General features: G+C 39.9%; 23 protein-coding genes. 10 read left to right on the top strand and 13 right to left on the bottom strand.

Features of this window, described 5'->3' with window-relative positions:
* Positions 1–76 precede the first annotated feature (76 nt).
* On the top strand, positions 77–628 hold the full coding sequence (locus tag PSM_RS04560) for a heme NO-binding domain-containing protein (RefSeq protein ID WP_013464409.1): 552 nt from the start codon (positions 77–79) through the stop codon (positions 626–628).
* Complete coding sequence (locus tag PSM_RS04565) at positions 621–1571, top strand: sensor histidine kinase (RefSeq protein WP_013464410.1); 951 nt, start codon at positions 621–623, stop codon at positions 1569–1571. Before PSM_RS04560 ends, PSM_RS04565 begins: the two co-directional genes overlap by 8 nt.
* A gap of 76 nt (positions 1572–1647) precedes the next feature.
* Here the strand turns inward: PSM_RS04565 and PSM_RS04570 are convergent, their stop codons facing one another.
* Positions 1648–1869 (bottom strand): hypothetical protein, encoded by a 222-nt coding sequence (locus PSM_RS04570; RefSeq protein WP_008108632.1) that lies wholly within the window; start codon positions 1867–1869, stop codon positions 1648–1650.
* Between the two features lie 192 nt (positions 1870–2061).
* Between PSM_RS04570 and PSM_RS04575 the strand changes: the two genes are divergently transcribed.
* Positions 2062–2775, top strand: coding sequence for a DUF1499 domain-containing protein (locus PSM_RS04575; RefSeq protein WP_013464411.1), 714 nt, complete (start codon positions 2062–2064; stop codon positions 2773–2775).
* Between the two features lie 119 nt (positions 2776–2894).
* The gene (locus PSM_RS04580) at positions 2895–3941 is read left to right on the top strand and encodes an NAD(P)-dependent alcohol dehydrogenase (protein WP_013464412.1); all 1047 of its coding nucleotides are present in this window, start codon (positions 2895–2897) and stop codon (positions 3939–3941) included.
* Positions 3942–3996: 55 nt separating this feature from the next.
* On the opposite strand, the gene PSM_RS04585 is transcribed toward PSM_RS04580, so the two are convergent.
* Positions 3997–5202 carry an MFS transporter gene (locus PSM_RS04585; RefSeq protein ID WP_013464413.1) on the bottom strand — a complete coding sequence of 402 codons (1206 nt, stop codon included), beginning with the start codon at positions 5200–5202 and terminating at the stop codon, positions 3997–3999.
* A gap of 341 nt (positions 5203–5543) precedes the next feature.
* Between PSM_RS04585 and PSM_RS04590 the strand changes: the two genes are divergently transcribed.
* The 3 genes from PSM_RS04590 to PSM_RS04600 all read left to right on the top strand — a co-directional run bounded on the left by PSM_RS04590 (position 5544) and on the right by PSM_RS04600 (position 8375).
* On the top strand, positions 5544–5966 hold the full coding sequence (locus PSM_RS04590; protein ID WP_028835426.1) for a hypothetical protein: 423 nt from the start codon (positions 5544–5546) through the stop codon (positions 5964–5966).
* Complete coding sequence (locus tag PSM_RS04595; protein ID WP_013464415.1) at positions 5963–6160, top strand: helix-turn-helix transcriptional regulator; 198 nt, start codon at positions 5963–5965, stop codon at positions 6158–6160. Before PSM_RS04590 ends, PSM_RS04595 begins: the two co-directional genes overlap by 4 nt.
* Positions 6161–6248: 88 nt before the next feature.
* Complete coding sequence (locus tag PSM_RS04600; protein ID WP_013464416.1) at positions 6249–8375, top strand: TonB-dependent receptor; 2127 nt, start codon at positions 6249–6251, stop codon at positions 8373–8375.
* Positions 8376–8454: 79 nt separating this feature from the next.
* On the opposite strand, the gene PSM_RS04605 is transcribed toward PSM_RS04600, so the two are convergent.
* Positions 8455–9336, bottom strand: coding sequence for a LysR family transcriptional regulator (locus PSM_RS04605; RefSeq protein WP_013464417.1), 882 nt, complete (start codon positions 9334–9336; stop codon positions 8455–8457).
* Positions 9337–9447: 111 nt separating this feature from the next.
* Here PSM_RS04605 and PSM_RS04610 point away from each other — a divergent pair, with 111 nt between their 5' ends.
* Entirely contained in the window at positions 9448–10428 is a 981-nt protein-coding gene (locus PSM_RS04610; protein ID WP_013464418.1) for a TDT family transporter, read from the top strand.
* Between the two features lie 77 nt (positions 10429–10505).
* On the opposite strand, the gene PSM_RS04615 is transcribed toward PSM_RS04610, so the two are convergent.
* The gene (locus PSM_RS04615; protein ID WP_041695664.1) at positions 10506–11873 is read right to left on the bottom strand and encodes a cyanophycinase; all 1368 of its coding nucleotides are present in this window, start codon (positions 11871–11873) and stop codon (positions 10506–10508) included.
* Positions 11874–12168: 295 nt separating this feature from the next.
* Positions 12169–12342 (bottom strand): DUF2986 domain-containing protein, encoded by a 174-nt coding sequence (locus PSM_RS18340; RefSeq protein WP_013464421.1) that lies wholly within the window; start codon positions 12340–12342, stop codon positions 12169–12171.
* A 161-nt stretch (positions 12343–12503) separates the two neighbouring features.
* Between PSM_RS18340 and PSM_RS04620 the strand changes: the two genes are divergently transcribed.
* Positions 12504–13991, top strand: coding sequence for a dipeptidase (locus tag PSM_RS04620; protein WP_041695847.1), 1488 nt, complete (start codon positions 12504–12506; stop codon positions 13989–13991).
* A gap of 71 nt (positions 13992–14062) precedes the next feature.
* Here the strand turns inward: PSM_RS04620 and PSM_RS04625 are convergent, their stop codons facing one another.
* From PSM_RS04625 to PSM_RS04640, 5 genes are all read right to left on the bottom strand, one after another.
* Entirely contained in the window at positions 14063–14824 is a 762-nt protein-coding gene (locus PSM_RS04625; RefSeq protein ID WP_013464423.1) for an EAL domain-containing protein, read from the bottom strand.
* A 256-nt stretch (positions 14825–15080) separates the two neighbouring features.
* Positions 15081–15509: an OsmC family protein gene (locus PSM_RS04630; protein ID WP_013464424.1), complete on the bottom strand. Its 429-nt coding sequence runs from the start codon at positions 15507–15509 to the stop codon at positions 15081–15083.
* Positions 15510–15701: 192 nt separating this feature from the next.
* A complete protein-coding gene (locus PSM_RS04635) occupies positions 15702–16859 on the bottom strand; it encodes a N(5)-(carboxyethyl)ornithine synthase (protein WP_013464425.1) in 1158 nt (385 codons plus the stop codon).
* 285 nt (positions 16860–17144) lie between these two features.
* Positions 17145–17279 carry a DUF2256 domain-containing protein gene (locus PSM_RS18345; RefSeq protein ID WP_010391223.1) on the bottom strand — a complete coding sequence of 45 codons (135 nt, stop codon included), beginning with the start codon at positions 17277–17279 and terminating at the stop codon, positions 17145–17147.
* Positions 17280–17281: 2 nt separating this feature from the next.
* A complete protein-coding gene (locus tag PSM_RS04640) occupies positions 17282–18811 on the bottom strand; it encodes a cryptochrome/deoxyribodipyrimidine photo-lyase family protein (RefSeq protein WP_013464426.1) in 1530 nt (509 codons plus the stop codon).
* A gap of 102 nt (positions 18812–18913) precedes the next feature.
* On the opposite strand from PSM_RS04640, the gene PSM_RS04645 reads away from it, so the two are divergent.
* Positions 18914–19522 (top strand): flavin reductase family protein, encoded by a 609-nt coding sequence (locus PSM_RS04645; protein ID WP_013464427.1) that lies wholly within the window; start codon positions 18914–18916, stop codon positions 19520–19522.
* An 18-nt stretch (positions 19523–19540) separates the two neighbouring features.
* Here PSM_RS04645 and PSM_RS04650 read toward each other — a convergent pair whose 3' ends face one another.
* The 3 genes from PSM_RS04650 to PSM_RS04660 form a co-directional block, all read right to left on the bottom strand.
* Positions 19541–20842 (bottom strand): MFS transporter, encoded by a 1302-nt coding sequence (locus PSM_RS04650; protein ID WP_013464428.1) that lies wholly within the window; start codon positions 20840–20842, stop codon positions 19541–19543.
* 67 nt (positions 20843–20909) lie between these two features.
* Positions 20910–24215, bottom strand: a complete 3306-nt coding sequence (locus PSM_RS04655; RefSeq protein ID WP_013464429.1) for a PAS domain S-box protein — start codon at positions 24213–24215, stop codon at positions 20910–20912.
* The gene (locus PSM_RS04660; protein ID WP_013464430.1) at positions 24215–25453 is read right to left on the bottom strand and encodes an ABC transporter substrate-binding protein; all 1239 of its coding nucleotides are present in this window, start codon (positions 25451–25453) and stop codon (positions 24215–24217) included. The genes PSM_RS04655 and PSM_RS04660 overlap by 1 nt, the downstream gene beginning before the upstream one ends.
* Positions 25454–25607: the final 154 nt, after the last annotated feature.

A 25607-nucleotide genomic window follows, 5' to 3' on the forward strand; every position in this document is an offset into this window, starting at 1 on the left:
GCAGTAAGGTAGCAAGCGTTTGTAACTAATTGAAGATGCAGCTAACAATCTAAAAGTGATAATAGAGGGAACATGCATGAAAGGCGTTATCTTTAGAGGACTTGAAGCACTGGTTATTGAAAAATGTGGCATGGCTGCATGGGACGACTTACTTGAAAAAAATGCACCGGAGGGTCGTGTTTATATTTCTGCAGAAAGTTATCCAGATGAAGAAATAGTTGGTTTAGCCCAAGATGTAGCCACTGCACTTTCTATGTCTATGCCAGAGGTATTAAAAGCCTTTGGAGAGTATTTATTTTCTCACTTAAAGGCACGTCATCCAAGCATTGTTGCTAACTTTAATTGTTTTGCTGATCTCATTATTGGTATTGATAAAGTAATTCATGTTGAAGTAGCTAAGCTTTATCATGAGCCTAATTTACCTGAAATTGACGCCCAAATTATTGAAGACGGGTTTATTTTAATGCGTTACAACTCTAAGCGACAGCTTTGTATGTGCGCCGAAGGGCTTATTTTTGGTGCTGCGGCTCATTATGGGGTTGATGCTAAACTTAATCATGCCCAGTGTATGCATGATGGGTTTGATTCGTGTTTAATTGAAATAAAATATGAGACTCCCCATGGCTGAAGACGACTACAATTATAAAAAAGCGTATTTGCGCGAAAAATCAGCCAGAGATCAATTAGAAACCCTACTAGAAGACAAAACACGGGCATTGTTTATTGTTAATCAAGAGCTGGAAGAAAAGCTCGAAACGGTTAAAAACCAACAAATAACCTTAATGCAAAGTGAAAAAATGGCCACGCTAGGGACACTCTCTGCTGGGATGGCCCACGAAATAAATAACCCGCTTGCTTACATAACCAGCAATGTAGAAAGTATAAAATTTATAAAGCCCGTGTTGGTTTCGTTAATGACGGCGGCTCAACAATTTGTAGATAAATCGATTTCAGTATCGCAGTTAGAGTCTATTTTAGTTCAGCTCAATCAAGAGAACGATTTAAGCTTTATTGTGGACGATATTGATGACTTAGTTGATGATACCCAAGAGGGATTAGAACGTATCGCTCATATTGTTAATAACCTTGTTGACTTTGCAAGCCTAAAAGACAACGTAACTGCAATGGCAGATATTACAGAATCACTCAATAGCACACTAAAACTACTCGACAACCAGCTAGGGACATGTGCTATAGAGTTACACATTGAAAAGTTACCTCTAACACGGTGTAATATATCATCGATGAAACAAGTGTTTGTAAACTTATTAATTAATGCCAAACACGCCTGCGACGATTTGCGCGATCAGCAAGGAAAAATAAGAGTTAAGCTGTTTGCCAATGAAAACAATATTTACATAGAGGTAGCAGATAACGGCTGTGGAATGGACGCTGATACACTTAAACAAATGTTCGATCCCTTCTTTACCACTAAACCCGTAGGCCAAGGCACTGGTATGGGAATGGCTATAGTTTACAATGTACTTAAAGAGCACAATGGCACTATAGAGGTTGAAAGTGAAGTGGGTATGGGGTCTTTAATACGTTGTGTAATACCTATTACTACATAACATTGTAAGCTTAAAGTTTACAATGCAGGCATGGCTACAAAGTGTGTTGTGGTTATTGAGCGTAGGTATAAGTATCTTAACTCGATACTTCTTGTCCGCCGTGTTGCTCGGCTAAATCATCAAGTTCGGCAACGGTATAATCAAATCCGCTTTCATCATATTCGTAGCTTACTTTAACGCTGTCGCCGCCATTAAAAAGACGTGTTTTTACGTCATTGACTGGCCAATCTTTTAATTCGTGTAAAAAGCGGTTGGCTACTTGTGATGACTCAAACCGGTAACTAATCTCTGTTTTCATAAATAATAATACCCTGATAATTTTACCCTCGTAGTTTGTTGATTTTTACCAAGGAGTCAAGTTATCTACTTTAAAAGGGCAATAAATTATGAGTTTATAGATACTTATCGGTCATAGTAATCTAAATTGGAGTGTTAACAGTATAAAGCTTGTTTAAAAAACAATAACCATATAACAATAACGGAGTAGGCAATGAAACATTTAGTGACCTTAGTTGGGCTTATCGCTTTTTTAATGGTGGTACTACCGGGACCTCTTTATAAATTTAATATTGTTGAACTAGGTACTGCCTTTGCTGGTTTTAGATTAGGCGTTTATGTTGGTGGGGCAGCATTAGCCTTATTATTAGTTCAAGTGCTATTCATGCGTAAAACAGTGAGCCTAACCAGTGCAGTGGTCACGGTTATTTTTGCAGCTGTTGCGATTGCAATGCCGATTAACATGATGAATACAGCAAAAAGTGTTCCGCCAATTCATGATATTTCTACCGATTTAATTAACCCACCTAAGTTTGTTGCGGTTGTGCCTTTACGTGCTGATGCACCTAACCCTGTTGCTTACGCGGGTGAAGAAACGGCAGCGCAGCAACGTGAAGCGTACCCAGAACTAAAACCGCTCGAGTACAACCAAACCCAAACAGAGCTGGTGGCAGCAATTACTAAAGCCATGGAAAACTTAGGCTGGGAACTGGTTAATAGTGATGTTAATAATGGCATTGTTGAAGCAACAGACACCACGACCTGGTTTGGCTTTAAAGACGATGTTGTGGTTCGTATTAACGATAAAGGCAGTAAGCGTGTGGTCGACATACGTAGTAAATCACGCATTGGTAAAAGTGATTTAGGTAAAAATGCACAGCGTATTAAAACACTGATTGACGAGTTAAATGCCGTTGTTGTGGAATAATTGAATACTAATAAACAGCCCTGCACTTTATGGGGCTATTTGCAGTTGCACATGATCAGCTTATGTTCATAGCTGACAATGCATACTGTGGATGATTTTTAATAAACTATGGAGTTATTATGAAAACAGTCGGATATGCAGCAAAAAGCCAAGGTTCTGAGCTTACAGAGTTTTCTTTTGAGCGCCGCGATTTACGAAATAACGATGTAGCAATAGAAATTTTATATTGTGGTGTGTGCCATTCAGACTTACACGCAGTGCGTAACGACTGGGGGGGTAGTAATTACCCATTAGTTCCTGGGCACGAAATTGTAGGTAAAGTAATATCAGTCGGTAGTGATGTAAAAAAATACAAACAAGGCGATACCGTTGCCGTAGGGTGTATGGTTGACTCCTGCCAAAGCTGTGACCAATGTGATAATCACGAAGAGCAATTTTGTCGTGAAGGCATGGTCGGTACTTACAGCGGAACCGATAGAGTTAACGGCGAAATGACTCAAGGTGGTTACTCTAAACACGTTGTAGTACGCGAAGAGTTTGTATTATCAGTGCCTGAAAACTTAGAATTATCGCGCGTGGCGCCGTTACTTTGCGCCGGTATTACTACTTATTCACCGTTACATAAATGGGGTGTAAAAACAGGTAGCCGTGTTGCTGTGGTAGGCCTTGGTGGATTAGGTCATATGGCGGTTAAAAATGCAGTAGCAATGGGTGCAACCGTTACTGTTATTGGTCGTACAGAGTCTAAAAAAGAAGATGCAATTAAGCTCGGCGCACAGCATTATTTAGTATCAAACAATGATGATGAAATGAAAAATGCGCAGTCAGCGTTTGATGTCATTATTGATACCGTGCCTGTAAAGCATGACTTATCAATTTACACACCACTACTTGATATCGATGGTACCTTGGTTATTGTTGGCCAAGTAGGCCCAGTAGATGAGCTAAACACAGTTCCTCTTTTAATGGGTCGTCGTCGTGTGGCTGGTTCGTTAATTGGCGGCATTGCAGAAACACAGCAAATGCTTGATTTTTGTGGTGAGCACAACGTACTGCCAGAGTGCGAAATGATCAACATAGACGAAATTAACACCGCTTATGAGCGTATGGAACGCTCTGATGTGAGATACCGTTTTGTTATTGATATGTCATCTATTAGCGTTTAATACGCTAAAGAGTAAAATGTAAAAAAGAGCCGCTTAGCGGCTCTTTTTGTTTTTATTAACAAGGCTGTGCCTGTTTAGTTTTGTTGCCGCTAATTTGTATATAACTAAGCAGCCACATTAACAGCCCACCTAAAAATAAAGCCGCAGCAACATAGCCTGTTTGATTTGGCGCTGCCCCTTTTGCAATAGCAATGCCGCCAACCCAAGGGCCAATAGCATTTGCAATATTAAACGCACACTGCACTAATGCCCCAATCATGGCGTGGCCGTCAGGTGATACATCCATTAATAGCGTTTGCACTAAGGTTGATAGCCCTAAGCTGCAGCCAATAAAAAATATAACCGCATACAGCAGATAAATATTATAGCTGGCACTGACATATGCAAATGCAAAAACAATGGTAGAGGCAAGCGTAAATCCGGTGGTTTTTATCGCTGATTTATCGGCAGCTTTACCTAGTACGTAATTACCGAGCGTAGAGCCAATACCAAACATCACCATAGCAATTGAAATTGTATAGGGCGCGCTCTGAGTGACCTCTAAGATCGTATCGGCCACATAGGTATAAATACAAAATACGCCACCAAAGCCAATAATAACAATCCCTAATATTGACCAAACCAGTTTGTTTTTTAGCACCCCTAATTCGTTGAGTAAGTTCGAAGTATGGGTGTTTTTAACATTAGGCACCACGTTATACACAAAAATAAAGGCAATAAACGCCAACACCCCAGCCGCAGCGAGGCAATAACGCCAACTAAGATTTTGCCCAACCAATGTCACCACCGGCACACCAACGATAGTGGCTATGGTTAAGCCCATAAACACTTTTGACATAAAGCTAGCGCGTTTTCCTTGCGGTGCTATATCAGAGGCCAGTAATAACGCGGCACCAAAATAAGCGCCATGGGGAAGGCCACTTAAAAACCTAAACAGCACCAGTTGTTCTAACGAGGTCGCTAATGCACTTAAACTGTTTGAAATACACATTAAGCTTAAAAATAATAATAGCGCTCGTCGTTTTCGCATATTTGCCGTTGCCAACATTAAAATGGGTGCGCCAACCACCACCCCAAGAGCATAAGCACTAATAGCATAACCACTTTGTGACGGGGTACTGCCAAAAGCCTCACTAATTAATGGCAACATAGGCATCATAGAAAATTCAGATAACCCCAAAATAAAAGTACCCAACGCCAGCACAATTAAAATAGCGGTTCTATTGGGCTGACCCGACGGCGATGTAGTATCAACGGCCATATAAAATCCTTGAAGATAATAAATAAAATTTAATAACAAACTAAACGCCAGTGCGTTTAAAAATAAAGCACACACGCTTATTTAGTTGAATGTGGAAATGAGGAGTAAAGAGGCGTGCATTTTAAATTAAAAGCTCTCTTTCGTCATGGACTAAACCATAATTTAAGATGAATAAAATTTAACTTAAGCCAACCAAAGGATGGTTAAGTAAGTTCAGCAAAGTATTAACGCAATCAAAAATAAGCAGTGTTAAATTTAAAATGTAATGTTAACTTGACTTTTTGTAAGGCATGAATGATATTTGTAAAGTAAACATTACTTTTAAAAACAGGATAAAGGCAATGAAAGCAGAATTAAATTTAAAACAACGCCAAATTAAAAATACCAGTTACCTAGCTAAATGGACCTTAATATGGCTTTTTACTTTAGCTATTTGCAGCTTTGGCCCCACTTTAATCTGGGATCGTTCAGCGCTAATTAGTGGCTTTTTTATTATTATAAATTTGGCTGCTGGCGTAGGGATGATTTTAGCCAACAAGCGCTATTTGCAAGGCATGGATGAATTAATGCAAAAAATACATCTCAGTGCCATGGGGTTTACCTTAGGTGCAGTGTTAGTAGGCGGGCTGGCATACACCAATTTACAATTGAGTGGTTTAATTGATTTTAAAGCGCAAATACCCGACTTAATGTTTTTAATGGGGGCGGTGTATTTAATTAGTGTGTATGTGCTTAATAAACACTATTGCGCAGGTGATGAATGAAAAATAGATTAAAAGTGTTAAGAGCCGAGCATAATTTCACTCAAGCAAAGTTGGCCGAGCTGTTGGATGTATCGCGCCAAACGATTAATGCCATTGAAAAGGGCAAGTTCGATCCCAGCTTGCCACTGGCTTTTAAGGCCGCAAGGTTGTTTAAACTTAAAATAGAAGACATTTTTGATGACGAACAGGGTTAAAAATTAACAAAGTGCGACAATATGTCGCGCTTTTTAACTTGCCGCAGTACGTATAATTTACCTACAAAATTTTTGTGGTAAATCAATAATGACTGATAAAAAAAATCCCCTAACCTCCTATTTAGTATCGCCTTTGGCACTTGTTATAAGTGGCGTACTATCGCCTGTTGCCTTTGCAGATGACGCCTCAATTGAAGTGATTGAAGTACACGGTCAAGCACAAAACAAACACCTATCGTTAGGTTCATCTGAATCGTTATTAACTGATTTAGGTGTGGACTTTTCAGCCGCCGGTGGCATGGCTAACTTACCTGTTTTAAATGGTTTAATGGGCGATAGAGTGGCGGTACTGGTCGATGGAGCGCAAATCACCGCCGCCTGTGCCAATCAAATGAACCCGCCACTGTCGTATATTTCAGCCAATCAAATTAGTAGCTACAAAGTAATTGCAGGTATTTCTCCGGTAAGCGCGGGAGGCGATAATATTGCAGGGGTGATCGCGGTTAATTCTATTTCACCTCAGTACAGTGAAAGCAAGCAACTTGGCTGGCACTCTGGCTACGTATCAGCCCAATACAATACGCTAGATAACGCCAAAAAGGTCGGCGCAGGTATGCGCATTGCCAGCGACGTATTCAGTTTTAATTATCAAGGTGCGTTTAGCGATGCTAACAGTTATGAAGATGGTAATGGCGATTTAGTGCTCGATACCCTGTACCGCGCGCAAAACCATAGTTTAAGTGCTGCCATGCGCGATGATAAGCAACAATTAGTTGTTAAGCTAAGCCATCAAAAAATACCCTATCAAGGCTTTGCTAACCAATATATGGATATGACAGATAACACCAGCTATGGCGCTGTTGCCCAGTATAAGCGTGCTTTTACAAACAGTGAGCTTGAAGCGCAGTTAAATTGGCATAGCGTAAAGCATGAAATGGGCTTTTTCAGCGCAGAAAAAACCGGAAAAATGCCAATGAAAACCGACGCCGAAGATATAAGCACTCAGTTAAAATGGCGATTAGCGCTTGAAAACAACAGCCAGTTATTACTCGCCCAAGAGTACCATTATATGAATATTGATGATTGGTGGCCTGCGGTTGAAGGCTCAATGATGATGGGGCCAAATGACTACAACAATATTAATAACGGCCGGCGTCAGCGTATTGCCCTGCTTGCTGAATATGAAAGCCAACTAAATACTCGCTGGTGGTTAAATGCAGGCGTTCGATTTGAAAATGTAATAACCAATACCGACGATGTACAAGCATACAACGCAGGTATGGCCGCTATGAGTGCGATGGCCATGGCGATGCCAAGCGATGCAATGGCCGCTAAAGAGTTTAATGGTCAGAACAAAAAACAAACAGACAACCTAGTCGATGCAAACGTGCTGATTAACTATCAACTAAGCAATAATGACGAGTTACAAATTGGTTTAGCTCGTAAAAATCGCGCACCTAATTTATACGAACGTTACAGTTGGGGGGTGGGAAATATGGCCACCACCATGATAGGTTGGTACGGCGATGGTAATGGCTATATTGGTAACATTGCCCTTAAACCTGAAACCGCACATACGCTTAGCACTACGTATACCCGTATGGCTAAAGACGACAGCTGGCGTATCAGTGCTAATGCGTGGGTGAGCGATGTAAATGATTATATTGACGTCAACAGAGTAAGAAGCTTTAACCGCACAGCGCTTGCTGCCAATACTCGTAATGTACTTATGTTTAATAACGTAGATGCCACGCTTTATGGAGTAAAGCTAGATGCGGTTGCTACTCTGCACGAGTCTAAGCAGTATGGTAGTTGGTCGTTAAAAGCTAACATTACCAATACCCGTGGTAAGCGCGACGATACCAATCAGCCGCTTTATCAAATTAAGCCACTGCAAACCTACTTTGCGATTAACCAGCAAATAGGCCGCTTTGAAAACGCACTCACGTGGCAGTGGGTCGATAGTAAAACCCGCGTAGATAGCAACCGCCTAGAAAACCAAACCGAGCAGTATCATTTACTTAATTTAAGCTCAAAAGCCAGTTGGGATGCATTGACTGTGAGTGTTGATATTACCAATCTGCTTGATGAGTATTATGAATTACCACTGGGCGGCGTAAGTATTGCTGAGTTTAAACAAGATTCAACGCAGGGGTTCAATCAATTAGCAGGGCAGGGTCGTTCTATTAATTTGGCTATGAGTTACGCGTTTTAAGATGAGAGAGTAAGTTAGTGTGAGCTGTCAGATTCGATTTTTGGTTAATCGAATCTGACAGTTAATTACTATTAATTTTTTAATTCTGCTTGTGACAAAAATCTATAAACTGCGTTAACAGCGGATTTTTGTATTTGTCTTTATGCATCACTAACCAAAACTGTCTTTGCATGGGGTGGTTTAAGTTAAGCTGCGTAACGCGGCCATCGTTTAAAGCGTACTGTGCCGCGAGTGACGATAAACATCCCAGCCCTAATCCTTCTGCAATGCTGTTGATCAATGCCTCTGTGGTATTGAGCTCAAAGCTTTGGCTCCAATTATCGATATGCGTAGCAAGGTTTTGTAAAAAGAATGAGCGTGAGCCAGAGCCAGCCTCTCTTAATACCCATTGACTGCTTGCTAAGTTATTAAAACTAAGCTGTGGTTTTGCAGCTAAAGGGTGGGATGGCGGCGCAATAATGCACATGGTGTCTTGACTAAACACGGTTGAGACTAAGTCGCTTTGCTGGGCATGGCCTTCTATTAATGCAATGTCGAGTTCAAAGTCGCGCAGTTTTTGACAAATAAGCTCAGAATTTGAAATAAAAACCTGCTGTGAATAATGCTGCTGTTGTTGGCGAAATCCACTGAGTATAGAGGGCAACACATGATTACCAATGGTATCGCTGGCACCTATTTTTAACGTGCCGCTGGCTTTTGCGTGGGACGAAAAAAGCGTATTAATATCATTTGCTCTGTGCAGTAATTCATCTGCCAAGGGCAGTAATTTTTGCCCTTCTTGATTTAAAATTAAGCGATGATTTACCCGATCAAACAATGGGTGACCTAACTGCTTTTCAAGCTCGCTAAGCGCCATACTGAGTGCCGCTTTAGACAAGTAAAGTCGCTCTGAGGCTGCGCTAAGCGTTGTATGCTGGGTAATACCTACAAACACTTTAAGTTGTTTAAGAGAAATATTCATGAGCTTGGTGTTTAGTTTTTCTGAACGTGTGTTCTATATAATTAGATTTAACTAAACAAAATGCAAGGTTAAACTTCTTTATAAGATAAACAGTGAGTGTGGAGTATAAACATGTTTAATCATATAAAAGCCAAAGTAATAACCGCACCCACCCCAATGGGCGGATTAGCATTAGGCATAGCCAGCCTTGGTTGGGCTTGGGAAAATATGTTCAATGTAAATGGCGCAGCGCAATACACTGGGGCGGCAATTGCAAGCGTATTATTGTTAATACTTGGCTTAAAATTTTTACTGCACCCGCAATTACTAAAAGCCGACTTAGCGCACCCTGTTGTAGGCAGTGTGGTGCCTACTTTTGCTATGGCAACGTTGGTGGTATCTAATTCGTTAGGGCACGTTAATCCATTAGCAGGGGATGTGCTTTGGGTAGGCGCATTTTTATTGCATTTGGGATTTTTACTGAGCTTTATTATTCATCGTGTTCGTGAGTTTAAAATTGAACACATGGTGCCAAGTTGGTTTGTACCACCGGTGGGGATTATTGTTGCCGATGTCGCGTTCTCGGGTAATCCTGCACTGCTATTTTTAGCGCAAGGGGCACTTTATTTTGGCATGTTAATGTACGCAGTTATGCTGCCGATAATGATTTATCGGATAATATTTGCTGAGCAAATTCCTGATGCTGCACAGCCTACACTAGCTATTTTAGCGGCGCCAGCAAGTTTATCGTTAGCGGGGTATTTCACTGTGGTGACCCAACCGTCACCAGTGATTATTGGGGGGTTATTTGGTATTGCCATACTAATGACACTCATTATTTATACGGCATTTTTTAAATTACTACGCCGCAGGTTTTGCCCAGGGTTTGCTGCATTTACCTTTCCCATGGTCATTGGTGCTACAGCGTTATTTAAACTCGCGGATTGGATGCTAACGATGAACGTGGATATGCAGTTTATAAATCAAATACATTACTTAGCGCTATTTGAGCTGCTAGTAGCAAGCGCTGTGGTTGGCTATGTAGCGATCCGTTATACGCATTATTTTAACCCTTTGGCTTCAAAGTGGCTTGAATATAAAACGAATAGGTAATTATCAGGTTTTTGTTTATTTAATTATTATTTTTGCGACAGTTAAAAAAGAGCCCAAAGGGCTCTTAACTGGGGGGATTAATAAGGATTGATAGGGGAGTAGAAGTTGTTGTTATTACCATTAATGCTCACGTCTAGTTGCATACCATTATGAGTGTGGCTAACCACATTGTAATTATCACCAGGTAGTAGCTTTACTCTATTAATATTTTGATAGTTAACAGCACTGCCACATTGCAATGTCACTCTTTGCGTATTAGCGGTTTCTTTGAAGATGTAAACTTCATTGCTGCCGTCAACAACACCTGTACCAGAGGCCTCGATGAACAGTGAGGTTGCCTCACTGGCTGCAATAGAAAAGTACTGATTGCTGTGATGGCCTAAAGACACGATGGCGCGCCCCATTCTGTCTCGTTCTTGGAAGTGCGTATCGGTTAAGCTATTGTCTAAAACAGGCACATCAATAAAGCGACTGCTGAAGTTAAGTGTCTCATGGCAAAAGTCAGTGACTACTTCATCGGATACTGCACCAGCAACACCATCCGGGTCGTACACGCTGTTTGCCATTAATGCCATGCCTGCAGACGTTCCGCCAACGACACCGCCCTTATCAAAAACGTGTTGCACAGCGGTTTGTACTTTTGTACCTTGCCATTGATTAAGGTAATCAGATTGGTCACCGCCTGCAATCCATACAAATTCGGCACTGCGGATAGCCCAGTCAACATAGTCATCATTCGCTTTGTTGCGAGTATCAATGATCAGTGTTTCTACTGAGTCGGCATTCATTAAGTTCAGTAAATAATCGTTGTAGGCGTCAGTACCTGAGGTTCTAAGCACAACAACATCGGCACCGCTGCCAACATGGTTGGCAACGCGATTACTAAATGCTTGATCAACATCGCTGCCACCACCCATAAGTAATACAGCACCTTGATCAGCTGTTAATGTGCTACATGAATCAGCACTGCCACCTTGTAAATATGCTTGTAATGAACCTGGTTTTGCAGGACGAGAACTATAGCCACAATCATCGTTACCACTTCCGCCACCGGTGTTACTACCTTCACCAAAATTGACTGTTAGATCGTACCAACCTGTACCCGTTGATTGCGCGTTATAACTGCCTGTTTCTGGCACATTACTGGTCGCCCCTTCGGCTAGGGCCGACCCCGTTTCTTGATATAATGCCCAGTCAAAGTCATCACGAGTATGATGATCAAGATTAACTTCAATAGGTCCGGTTTGCGTTAGTTCGAATCTAAACCAATCAGTATCATTTCGACTCAACGAGCCTGCAACGGCGGTATTACTACAAAGTGGGGAATTTGCATTGCTTTCAGTGTCGTTTGATTCAACTTCGTTTGTTAAACAAGCATTACTTGCAAACGAAAAAAACATGCACGCGGCTAGTGATCCATTAAGAATTGAGAGTTTTCTTTTCATTATTGTTACCTGAATTTTAATTACATAGAAGCCTTCCTACTGCGAGGCATTATTGCTTTTAAATTATTCAGGTTTTTTTATTCGTCGAACCATTCACTTAAATGATAGTCGACAGAACATTCTTGAGGAGCACTAGGAGTGATAATAAATAGTTTGTTCATTTATGCCTCCTAAGTGATTATTGGTGTGTTTCTGCATTGTTGCTGAATGTTCAATGTTACAGTTAGGTGTTTAGTTTGCAACTATTTATTAACTTTTATTTTACTTCCTGTTCCAGGCTTTTGTTTTTATTGATTTATAAACATGTTTCATCGTTTATAGACTCTATTTGCTGTTCTTGAGCCAGTAATGCTAATTTTTCACGTTCAGCTTTAGACACATAAGCAGGTTTATTACTTTTATGTAATTTTGCATTTGCGCGCTTATCTTTGTTATTAAACTTTGTAATGATCTTTTTTCTGCGATTCATGATTAACCCCGTAATTTTAAGGTGCGCATTATACAGGCATCTTTAGTAAAGCTGTTAGATAAATATAGTGGCGGTTTTACGCTCTGTCGCAAAGCGTTGTTTGTTATTAAACAAGGGCGTTATAATTATGGTTCTTAGTTGTTAATTAAATGGGATTTGTTTTGAAAAAGTTAGCTTTAGCTAGTATCGCTTTATTGGCCTTTAATACTCATGCACAATTAAATAAAATTAATGACAGCGTGGCTGATTACGCTGTAAATACCTACCAAAGTGCGCAAGTACATACACTCACAAATTTGGTGTCTTTTCCAACGGTTAATAAAAGTGATGTTAGCGCACCACAAAATCCCGACTTTATTGGCTTTAAAGCGTTACTAAAAATGAAAGCGGCTGAGCTTGGTTTTGATTATCAAGATTTAGGTTACACCGTACTTATTGGTATGGGGCAACAAACTGATAAGGTAACCATAGTAACTCATGGCGATGTACAACCTGCTAATGCCAGCAAATGGAAGCAAAGCCCTTTTATTATTGACACCTCAGAGCCGGATAAATTAATTGGCCGTGGTACCGAAGACGACAAAGGCGCTATTGCGACTGCAATGTACGCCATGAAGGCGATAAAAGATAAAGGCATAGCGCTTGATAACCGTATTGAATTAATGATTTACCTAGCGGAGGAGTCTGACTGGGGGCCGTTAACTGAGTTTATGAAAACTTATCAGCAACCAAAGTATGCGGTAACCATTGATGCCTCATACCCTGTAGTGGTTGCTGAAAAAGGCTGGAGCTTAATTGCGCCAACATTTGATGCAACATCACCACAAACAGGTGTGTATGTCAGTGATGTAACCGGCGGCGCATTTGCCAGTCAAATCCCTGAAGATGCCAGCCTATTACTACATAACGCCAACGAAACATTAATTAATCAATTAAAAGCAAAAGCTAACACACTTAAGCAAGTTGAATTTAATTTTACAGAGCAAAATAACGCGCTTGCCATAAGTGTTAAAGGCATGTCGGCCCACTCATCTGAACCGGAATCAGGCGTTAACGCCATTGCTTATTTAGCTGAAATATTTAAAAACGTTGAGCTTGAAAACAATAGTGATGGCCAGCTCATTGATTTTGTTAATCAGCTTATTGGTTTAGATATTCACGGTAAACAGTTTGGCGAAATTGCTTATGAACATGACTTTATGGGGCCAATGACCGTAGCGCCTACGGTTATTGAACGTGAGGGTAACGCGCTTACTTTAGCGGTCAATGCTCGCCGTCCGGTTGGTAAAGATGAGACGTTACTTAAACAACAAATTGATACTGCGCTTGCTAATTGGCAAACGGCTAATCAGGTTACGTTAGCTAACATTAAAACCACCATTGGTACGCCCATGCTTTTAGATAGCGCACCCCATGCGCAAAAGCTACTTGATATTTTTAAGCATTATACGGGTGATAAAAACGCTGATTTTGTTTCAATAGGGGGCGGTACAAATGCCAAGCTATTTGATAATGCCGTGTCGTTTGGCCCATCTATGCCGGGTAAACGCTACACCGGGCACTCAGAGCATGAGTTTATTACCCTTGAGCAATTAGCACTTAATTTACGTATGTACACCGCAATGATGATAGAGCTGGGAAATATGTAATTTTGGATATATAACCTATATCTAATACGAAAAAACCGCCGTAACGCCGGTTTTTTTATAGCAACGGTGTGCTATTGAAAATCAACTTCTGGCAAGCATTCAAACCCAGGTTTTGCAAATAAGTAACCTTGCATTAGCTCAATACCTGCGTATTTTAACCACTGATATTCTTCAACAGTTTCAATGCCTTCAGCCAGAGCTGTAACATTTAGCGCGCTAAACATGTTTAAACAGTGAGTTACGATTGCCTGGCGATTTTTATCTTTGTCGATATCTCTGATCAGCGCCATATCAAGCTTGATAATATCAGTTTGAAAATCGGCTAATAGGTTTAATCCAGAATAGCCTGAACCAAAGTCATCGGTGGCTGTTTTAAAGCCTAATTCTTGGTAATAGCTCACAACACGTTTTACATGTGCGCTGTCTTCTATTTTTTCGACTTCTGTAAATTCAAACATAATATTTGTTGTAGGGAAGTTATACTTTTTAGCGGCTTCTAGGGTGGTACGAATACAACGCTCTGGCTTGTAGATAGCGTTTGGTAAAAAGTTAATACTAAGCATCGAATCTACACCTAGCTTTGATGCAAGTGCAATCGCTTTAATTCTGCATAACTGATCAAACGTATAGCGGTTAGTATCGTTAACACGAGAAATAATAGAGTAGGCCGATTCATTATTTAAACCACGGACAAGTGCTTCATATCCAAAAATAGTATTATTTTGACAATTTACAATAGGCTGAAATGCCATGGTAAAGTCAAAATCTAGTTCATTCGAATCAGCGCAATTGCTACAAGAAACTTTTTCGCAATTTAGTGATTTATCATTCATTCATCGTACCCTTTGTTTTAACCTACAAAATAAGGTGTGGTTAAGCCTGCCCTTAATCCTAACAAAGTATTGATATTTTACATAATCTATTTAACTGTTTTTGTTTAACCTTTTTGTAACTCACCGCGATTAAACAGTGCCTTTATTTCTATGATTAATGAAAAAGTAGCAATAAGGTTATGGCTTTTTTACATGCGCATAACCTTACTTTTCATGAGCTTTAAGCGCTTTACGCCTAGCTTAATACACTAGGTATTTACTTAAGTGTGGCGTTAAGCGAAATCTCAGTATTTAATAATTTTGAGATAGGGCAGCCTTTTTTGGTTTGTTCGCACAATGCTTGAAATTGCTCATTTGAAATATCTGCAATGGTTGCATTTACTTCAAGGGCAATGTGCGTCACGGCAAAGCCATCATCCACTTCATCTAAACTAACCACTGCTTCGGTGTTTATGTTCTCAGCGGTAAAGCCCGCTTCACCAAGTGCCAGCGATAAAGCCATACCAAAACAGGCACTATGTGCTGCACCCACTAATTCCTCTGGGTTTGATCCTGGCTTATCTTCAAAGCGGGTATTAAACCCATACGGCTGGTTATCTAATGCGCCACTTTGCGTTGAGATATAACCTTTCCCTTTTTTAATATCACCAGACCATGTTGAACTTGCAGATTTTTTAATCGTCATTATGTTCTCCTTGTTGAGGGTGTAGGCTTTTTAGGTTAATTAGTCATACCGTGTAGTGTTTGCAATACCTTGTAAACACTACATGGTAAAACAGCTAAAAAGCGTTATTTACATAGATAGTTGCAAAATAGAAGCCAAATAATTTAATAAACAAGGTCCACGTTATGTTTGGGATTATTTATTATCCCGAATTTAGGTTATATCAGCTATTTGCAGGTGATAAGGCGGGGCGCTTTCACGGTTTTGAAACGCTAAAATAGCGTTGTTTTTAATTATTCCGTGTTCAATATTGATAGCGCGGCGAATGGTTTCGTCTTTTTGCCATTGCTCTGGGCCGGCTAAAACAGTTGGCAAGTATACAATGAGCGCGGCAGAAATAGAGCGCGTTGCACTTTCCCATAAGTAGCTAGGGGTATGATCAACCGCGTAATAATCCGTGGTTTTATAGCTAAACATTGGGTGTTTAAATGTTGTTGGCTTTGCAAAAAAGAATCCCATTCCTTCATCACAGCTTACATCTATTATAAGGCTATTGGGTTTTAAGCAATCGGCTTCAGATTCAATCAAAAAATTGACGGGGTTTGCGGTTTCTTGGTAGGTGCCATTAACAATAATGTCAGCTTCGCTAATAAGCTCAGTAAGCGGACGCTGCGACCCATCGTGCTCAACCACTATCATACGAGCTTCGCCTTCAGTGCCTGGGCGTACTTTAACATAATGACAATCAAGTACTTCTTCACGCACTTCATGATCGGGGCGCTGTATACAAATTGTAATATCTCTAAAACCATGAGCTTTTAATGCATAAATAGCGCCTCGGCTAACAGCGCCAAAACTAAAAATAATGGTTTTACGTTGATTACCGTAATGACCATCAATGCCTTTTAGTTGCAGAGCATGTAACACCGCACAATAACCAGCCATTTCATTGTTTTTATAAAAAGTATGACGGCCCACATTCCCCTGTGGTGACCATACAAACATGTCTTCAAAGGCAATAAGAGTAAGCTTTCTATCAAGGGCAGCTTGGGTAATTGCTTGTTGTTGTACGCAATGTACATAGCCCCAAATTGTGCCGCCTTCTTTAAGTTCTTGTAAATCAGCAAGCACTGGTTTGGCAATAATGACGGTGCCTAATTGGGTTAAAATATCACTGCGGGTGGCAATGCCGCCTGTCAGTGCTGCAATTTCTTCGTCGCTCATATTAAATGCCGCGCCATAACCTTGCTCAAAAATCATTTTTTTTCTGAGTTTTTCAGGTATACGCATTAAATGCGCAGGATGAATAGGGTAGCGTCTTTCATCTGTTTTACGTGATGTTCCAATTACGCCAATAGTTAATTCACTCATGCTATATCCTTGATTAAAGTATGCTGAGTTTATAAACGAATAATGCTACATCGCTAACAAACAAAGAGGGGTTTTACAGGCAAGCTCACGCCATGGCTGTAAAATAAGGCTTGGTAAAGGGTGTTCTTTTAATTAGCTGTGCTAGGTGTAATGAATGTTGAGCAGGCAGAGGGTAGAGTGTTAACTTGCATTGAATAACAAGTTGAAACGTTAACCACTATAACAGCTATGTAAGATATAAAGTGAGATTAAAGCGAATATGCGTGTATTGGTTTTTATAAGCGGCTATTTGCTGCGTTTGCACCGCTCTGAGCAATAAATAACGTTATCCCAATCTCGTTGCCACTTTTTACGCCACGCAAACGGCTTATTGCATACTGGGCAAATTTTTTGCGGTAAGTTAAGTTTTTTGTGCGCCATAATTAGGTGTTCTCTTTATTGCTGTTACTGCGAGTTTTGCGTTTTACACGGGTGATTTTTTGAGTCGGAGCTACGTGTTTTTTAAGAATTTTACCTATGGCGCGTTTTACATCGGGCCGCTCTCGGTATTGCCATAGCCGTTCGCGGGCTTCTTTTGAGGCGGTGGTTAAATCAAGCATCGGCTCAGGGTAGTCTTCACCTAGTTTAAAGTCGTTAAATAGCGCTTCCATGGGCGTTTGCTCCCAAGGTTGATGTAAATATTCAATGGGGAGCTTTTCAAGTTCAGGGCACCATTTTTTTATAAACGCACCGGTTGGGTCTTGATCCTCCGATTGCTTTATTGGGTTGTAATGACGAATGGTATTAATACCGGTGACAGAGGCTTGCATTTGAATTTGTGGGTAATGAATTCCCGGTTCAAAGTCTAAAAAGTAATTAGCCAGCGGAAAACTTGCCTGTTGCCAGCTGATGTTTAAATGATGCGTTACAAAGCTAACTAGCATAGCGCGCATTCTAAAATTAATATAACCGGTGGCTTTTAAACAGCGCATGCAGGCATCAATAATAGGAATACCAGTTTGCCCCTGTGCCCAGCGTTCAATATCGCTAGTAACCTGGGCGTCATCACGATACGGAAATGCATGGTAACCCGGATTTAGCGCTTTAAATTCCATGGTGCATTCGCTTTCAAACTTTTGCATAAAATGGCAATGCCAATGCAAGCGTGATACAAACGCGGCAAGTGGGCGCTTCCACCCTTTTTTATCAGCAGAAGTGCTATGGTATGCGTCAATCGCCATTTGATACACTTGCCTCAGGCTGATATTTCCCCACGCTAAATAGGGCGATAACCTAGAGCAATGCGTACGGCTTAAGCTTGGGCTGGATATTCCTTTTTGATAACCCTTACCGCGTTCAGCAAAAAAGCTTTGCATTACTTCACGGGCAAGTCGAGGGCCCCCGTGCTGAAAATGTTCATTATCTTGCGTGTAGGCGCTCGGCAGTATAGGTGTTTGATAATCAGTAAGAGTAAGTGGTTTTATTTGCTTCCAATTAGGTATAGCAATAGGTGCTTGCATGGTTTGTTGCCAGCGCTCGTTCCAATTACTGCGATTTCTTTTGCCACGTATCACAGCCCCGGTTGGCGACTCTAACCAGTTAATGTGATGGTGTTGGCACCAGGCTTTAATTGCTATGTCACGCTCAAAGGTATTGTTTAGCCCTATTTCTTGGTGGCTAAAGAGGTTTGTGATTTCAAACTGCGAGTGAAGCGATTCAAGTAGGGTTTGCATATCTTCATTAAATATATATACGCGGCTGTTAAAGCGAGCCAACTGAGTGTTTAAGTCGCAAATAGATTGATATACAAAGCGCCAATGCCGCTCGTTGTAATGCGCATCGTCAAGTAGTAAAGGTTCGAAATTATAAATTAAGAGGGTAGGCAGGCCGTTACTAAACGCATTTTTTAAAGGCTGATGATCGCTTAGGCGTAAGTCACGTTTAAACCAGACTATGTTTATTTTTATGCGCATGGATTCAATGTATTATTTAAAAATGCTATGAAGTAATTATTTAACTTGTACGCAGCGTAGCGATTTTCCGATTTAGTTTTTTAAGATTAAAAGTGAGAAACCATGTTTTTAGATTTAACCGATAATAGCAACCACTCTGTTTATAGCTACTTAGTAGGCGGTATAAGCCCAAGACCGATTGCGTGGGTAAGCACGTTAAGTGAAGAGGGGGTTGCTAATATTGCGCCTTATTCGTTTTTTACTGTTGCTAGTTGTAACCCGCCGGTTTTAAGCGTAACGCAGGTAAACCCTCGCGATAATGCAAATAAAGATACGTTAAATAATTTACTCGCTACCAAAGAGTGCGTAGTTAATATTGTTAGCCATTCGCTTGTTGAACAAATGAACCAAAGCTGCGCTAACTATCCACGTGACGTGAGTGAGTTTGATGCTGCAAATATACAGCGTACCCCCAGCCAATTAGTCAGTGTGCCAAGTGCTGCTGCGTCAAAAGTGCGCTATGAATGTAAGTTGCGAGAGGTGATTACTATTTCAGATGAGCCAAGCGGTGGGCAAATGATGCTGTTAGATGTAGTGGGTATTTTTCTCGACGACACCGTTTTAGTGAACGGATATATTGATCCAACGCGTTTAGATGCGGTGGGTAAAATGGGCGGCGATTATTTTAGTACCACGAAAGACAAATTTGCACTAAAGCGCCCACAGTTATAAAGCAATGTTGGTAACCTATTATTCGGTTTGTGGTAAAAAGAATGCACTTATAGCACCTAAAAAACCAAGGGTGCTGTAAAGTAAAATTAGCTCAGCGGTTGATAAAAAAGCCTCGAGTAAACCTATACTACCCAGAAGTAGTAATAACACCCCAATTACCGTGTTACTTACCGATACATAATCGGTGCGTTTATTGCCCTCAGCCATATCAACAAGGTAAGTTTTTCGCCCTAAACGCACGCCTTGGTGTGCAACTGAGAGTAAAAAATACAATATAGGCATAACCCACCAATTTAGCAGTAGTGCGCTATACCAAGTGGCAATAACAAATACGGCTAAGCCATTAAATGTGACTAATATAGCGCTAAGCACTAAAACACGCTGGCTAGATAAATCACTGAGCCTGCCCCAAATAGGCGCCGAGACTAAACTAGCAAAGCCAGAAACGGCAATAAAAGTGGCAAGCAGAGAAAATTCAAAAGACTGTTTACTGGCTAAAACTATATAAAAAGGGGCACTTAGAGCTGAGCATAAAAGTAGCGCACGGGTAACAACAAAATGGGCAAATTGTTTATCTTTATAAAGCAGCTTAAGTTTAGAAAACGCATGCAGCAAGCCATTTTCACCGCCATCGGTTGCCCCTTTATATTCATTTATTTGGCTGTAAAAAAAAGCCGCGATCACCCACATTATTGCACCGAGTGCTAAGGCTATAATGACGGTGTTTTGATCTTTTTGTTGTGAAAAAAACCACATGAGCAAGCCAAACGTTAAGGTGGCAAAACCGGCAATACTGGCAGCTAAGCCACTAATATTACCGCGCTGTTGCTTAGGAATAACTTTTCCAAGCACATCTTTTGCGGCCACCGAGTTAAACCCTCTAGCTAAGCTAAATAAAATTAATAAACCAATAATGGCGTAACCCGCAAGCTTGCCCTCAAGTGTAAACGCGACACCAACCATAGCCAAAATACATAAAGACTGCACAATAGCGCCAATAACCCACACCCATTTACGAATAGGCAATTGGCGGATAAAGCCAGCAATAGCTAACTGTGGCAGCAGTGAACCCGACTCTCTAATAGGTACTAGCCAAGCAATAAAACTCGCTGGCACGTTTAAGCTTTGCATTAACCACGGCAGCGTTATTTTGGGATTGAGTAGCGCATCAGCAAACTTACTAAACAGTTGGCTTAGCAGTAAAGTAATAAAATTACCGGGGACTTCTTGGCATGCGTTATCGTCAATGGCCTTACACGCGCGAGCATCTTCTTCGTTATTTAAGCGTTTATAAATTTGCTCTTTTGTTAGTTTTTTCACTCTATTTTACCGCTGTATAAGTACAAATATTTATATATATTAAGATGATATGGTTAACATATCTACTTTACTCATTGTTTTTAAGCTCATATGGCAACCACTTTAGAAGTTTTTTAAATAATATGTCTTGCGCAATGGGCTTAGAAATATAGTCGTTCATTCCAACCTGTAAGCACTTAGCTTTATCGCCCACCATAGCGTTTGCTGTCATAGCAATAATAGTAATTGGGGGATTTTTACTTCCAGCTTCATTTACTCTTATATGGGTTGTGGCTTGGTAACCATCCATCACTGGCATTTGGCAATCCATTAAAATGAGTGAGTACGGGTTATGGGAAGTTGTTTGTTTTAAATATTCGAGCGCGTGCTGGCCATTTTCTGCAATATCAATGCTATTAATTCCTATTTTTTTAAGCGTGGTAGAGGCGACGATTTGATTAATGTTGTTATCTTCAACCAGTAAAATACGAATGTTTTTGTCCCACACAATATCATCGCTCGACAAAGGCTGAGTGTCAGATAAATCCTCAGTAATGAGGCTGCTATTACTATGCTGTTTATCGCTAAAGCAGGTCGATAGCATCTTAAAAAGATTTTGTGTGATTATGGGCTTTGTAACAATGGCTGAAAACCGAGACGCTTGATATAAATCGCGCTGTTTATTTAGCTCACCCGTGGTCATTAAAACAACATGCGCAGCCATAAGATCTACTTCTTTATCAAGGGTTTTACTTAAGGTTAAAGCATCGCCGTCACTTAGCTGCATATCAATCATAATTAAATCAAAACAAAGGTTTTGTTTTTCGATATATTGCTGACATATTTGCACAGCCTGCTTTGCGGATGGGCTGATTACGGCTGTTGCTCCCCATTTAGTAAACTGCTTGTGTAAGATAGAAGATTGAGTTTGATTGCTGCACACAATTAAAATATTTAACGATGACATATCTACAGGGGGTAATACTTTTTGTGGGTTTTTACTGCGTTTTAGAACAACATTAAAGCTAAAGTTACTGCCCTTATTTTCTTTAGATTGTACCTGTATATCACCTTCCATTAGGTGGCATAACTTTTTAACAATCGCTAAGCCCAAGCCCGTGCCTCCATATTTTCGTGTTGTTGAAGAGTCAACTTGAGAGAATGATTTAAATAGCTTGGCTTGTTGGGCTGCAGAAATACCAATCCCAGAGTCTATTACTTGGCAGTTAAAACGCATTTGATTATTGTTAATCGGTGTGAGTTTAGCAATAACTTGCACTTCACCTTTATGAGTAAATTTAAGCGCATTATTTACTAAGTTTGTTAAAATTTGTTTGAGGCGTCCGGCGTCACCAATGACAAAAGCGTATTCAAGGTGCTCTATATCTAGCATTAACGGAATATTTTTACTGTGGGCATGAATTGCTATTGTTTCGATAAAATCGTCGAGCATGTTACAAAGGTTAAACTCTAACTCCTCAAGCTCAAGCTTACCGGCATCCACTTTTGAAAAGTCTAAAATATCGTTAATAATATTTAATAAGGAGTTTGCACTATTGAGTGCAATGCTTACCTGATGGTGTTGTTTTTCATTTAATGAGCTATCTAAAATCAAATTAAGCATGCCTAATACGCCATTCATAGGCGTGCGAATTTCATGACTCATTGCTGCTAAAAACTCGCTTTTGGCAATGTTAGCCTGTTCAGCCGCCGCTTTTGCTTCAATTAATAATTGATTCGCTGCTTTTTGCTCAGTGATATCTTGCTGAATTCCCACGTAAGCTGTGAGTTGTTGCTGCTCGTTAAAAACAGGCGAGATTTGTAGGCTATTCCAAAATTCCGTGCCATCTTTTTTATAATTTAGTATTTCTATACGTTGAGTTTTTAATGTTTTTATTGCATTAGTAATAATATCTATTGCGTTCTTATCGGTGTTTGGCCCTTGAAGTAAGCTGCAATTTATTCCTAGCATTTCCTCTTTACTATAGCCTGTTATTTTTTCAAATTCAGAGTTTAAAAAGACTAAAGGAAAGCCTTGCACACTCGCATCGGCTATAGAAATACCCACATTACACGATTCGATTGCCTGCGCTAATAAATCATTTTGCTCTTTTGCTTGTTTTAATGCTTTTTGAGAACGTTTTTGCTCAGTAATGTCAGTTACAGAGCCTGCCATTCTAATTGCTTTATTATGCTCATTGCGCAGTGCCATCCCTTTTACTGTAAAATAACGATAAGCGCCTGATTTAGTCTTTAATCTATAATCGTAATTAAAGGGAATGTTGCTAATTAAGTGATTTGCTATTTGCTTTTTATGCTTGGTTATATCATCAGGGTGAAGTAACTTATAAAGTGCATCAGCACAGTGAGGCAAAGCGTTTTTATCGTTTTCGTCGTAGCCAAGCAATACGCTAATACGGGGAGAAAAATATACTTCATTTGTAACAATATCCCAATCCCAAATACCATCATTACTGCCCTTAACCGCCAGTTCGTAACGCGCTTCACTTTGCTTTATCGCTTCTCTTGAGGATTCTAAAAGCTTAAACGGGTTTAGTAGTAAGTGCCGACCAAATACAAACAGGAATAACGACGATAAAGCCATACTTACAATAATTGATATAGCAATATCGATTATGAAGCGAGTAGTTTTAGCAGCAATTAAATTGGCAGTAATGTAGTAGTTTAATGTTATATCTGTATTGCCAATGAGGTTTTGGTTAATACTGACATACTCGTCATCTTGATTTAAATTAGAATAATAAACCCATGGGCCTGCTAAAGTCAGTCCATGGCTTTCACGGTCAAAGTCGGTCGGTAGTAACTGGGTCATTGGCGTATTAAATTGCACCATAAGCACGCCCTCAGTAAAGTTATTATATTTTATAGGCACCGCAATGGTGAATAGGTCGGTATTGGTTGGCTTATTTAATATCACCGCCTTTTCTGTTTGCTCTTCAAGTAAGCTATTTATCCATGGTTGCTCAATTATACTCAGCTCGTTAATCGAAGGGTCGTTACTAAAAACCACCTCTTTTAATACGTTTATAATCGTTATTTTTTCGGTGCTACCCATTATTTTATATTGAAAAAGGTAATCTTGGAGTAGCGCTTTTGAGGTGTCTGACCCCATTATGGCGTTAGATAAAATAGGTTGACGAGCAAGGTCATTAAGAATTTGTGTTCTTGTTTCTAAAAATAGTGTGAGGTAGCTGGTGGTGAGTTTAGATTCAATCTCAAGACTTTTACTTTGCAAATCATAAATAGCTGTATTTGCGCGATGACCAACAAACAGTAAAGAAATAGTCACTGATAATATTAAGCTCAATGCTAAAAAAGTATAAAAAGCATTATTTGTTGAGAGCTTAAGTTTTTTATTTATTAATGCTCGCATTACTCAACATTGCCTATTGGGTTTTCGATAATGTGTATTTTTCCATCTGGCTGATAATTTGCCATGCATAAATCGTCAAAACCAAGTGCTTCGTGGGCATCAATATTATTAGCTGACCAAACAGCAAAAGGACGTTGGTATTGTTTTATTAAGCCATTAACTGGCATGGTTAAGTTTTCAAGTGCATGTTTGATTTTTGCTCTGTTGTGCTCTGTATTATCGGTTAAAGTTATTTGTGATATGCCCTGTAACAATAGTTTTGTTAAGTCGTAGGCATGAATAAATCCAGCCGGAGAAATTAACTCAGTGGGTGCTACAGGGGTAGGCTTGAGGGATAAGCTTTGTGCTATAACATTTTTAGTTAAAGCGGTTTGCGGCGTTTTTAAAAATGAAAAACAGCTTTGTATAAAATGTAAGCTCAAGTTTGATTTTATGGCTTGCTCAACGTTGGCAAAAAAATCCCCACCCGTTATTCCCCAATGACTAACAATAGGAAGGCGCTCATTTTTGGTAAAACTTGCCATCGCATTTATAAATACAGCCCCCTCAATGGCATTTCCAACAAATAAAATACACTCTGCAGGTGTATTTTTTATTTGATGCAGCATTAATTTGGCGTTATTTATTTTTGTGTTCCAGTTAAACCATTCTACTTGTGGTTTTATATCACCAAAGGCCTCAAGCATGGTGTTGTTGTTTGATTTTCCCCATGGCGTGTCTTCTAAAAGTAAGAGCGGATTTTTGCAATTTAGAGTTTGCGTTGCAAATTGGGCCATTCTATAACCGGCTTTTGTATCATCTACCGAGAGCCTAAATACCCAGTTATCATCACTAGGGTAGCGCGTAATAGACCCTCCGGCAGCCCAAGGCAGTAATAGTAATAGTTTGTTTTTATTGATGAACTCTCTGTTTTTTATATATGGCGGGGAGTGCAATCCACCAATAAAAACCAGTGCATTGGGGTCTTTTAGAAACTGCTGCATGTGCAATAAGCTGCGATTCGCATTACCTCGGTTGTCTTTTTCAATCAGTGTGAGCTGATAATCTTGTACGTTATTATTAATCTCTGCTAAAGCAGTCAGCACCCCCATCTTCATTGCATAGGCCGATTCGTAATGGTTTGAATAGTCTGAGTCATGGTAGAGCGTTAATGTTTTTACATCTTCGCTGCGTGCACTTAAAGGAAATGCTGCAATATAAAGTACACTTAAGAGGAGTACACAAACCAAAGATTGCATAATAAACTTTATATTAGTAATTTTTATTAAAGTTAGTCCATTTTGGCGTGTTTTCCTGTTTTAAAAGGAAATTATTTAATTTTTTATAAAATATAAAACTGAAATATGATTCATATTTTTTATTAATGGAATAAAAAAGCCAGCTAAGCAGCTG

Origin of the sequence: Pseudoalteromonas sp. SM9913 (assembly GCF_000184065.1) — a bacterium.
GTDB classification, from domain to species: domain Bacteria; phylum Pseudomonadota; class Gammaproteobacteria; order Enterobacterales; family Alteromonadaceae; genus Pseudoalteromonas; species Pseudoalteromonas tetraodonis.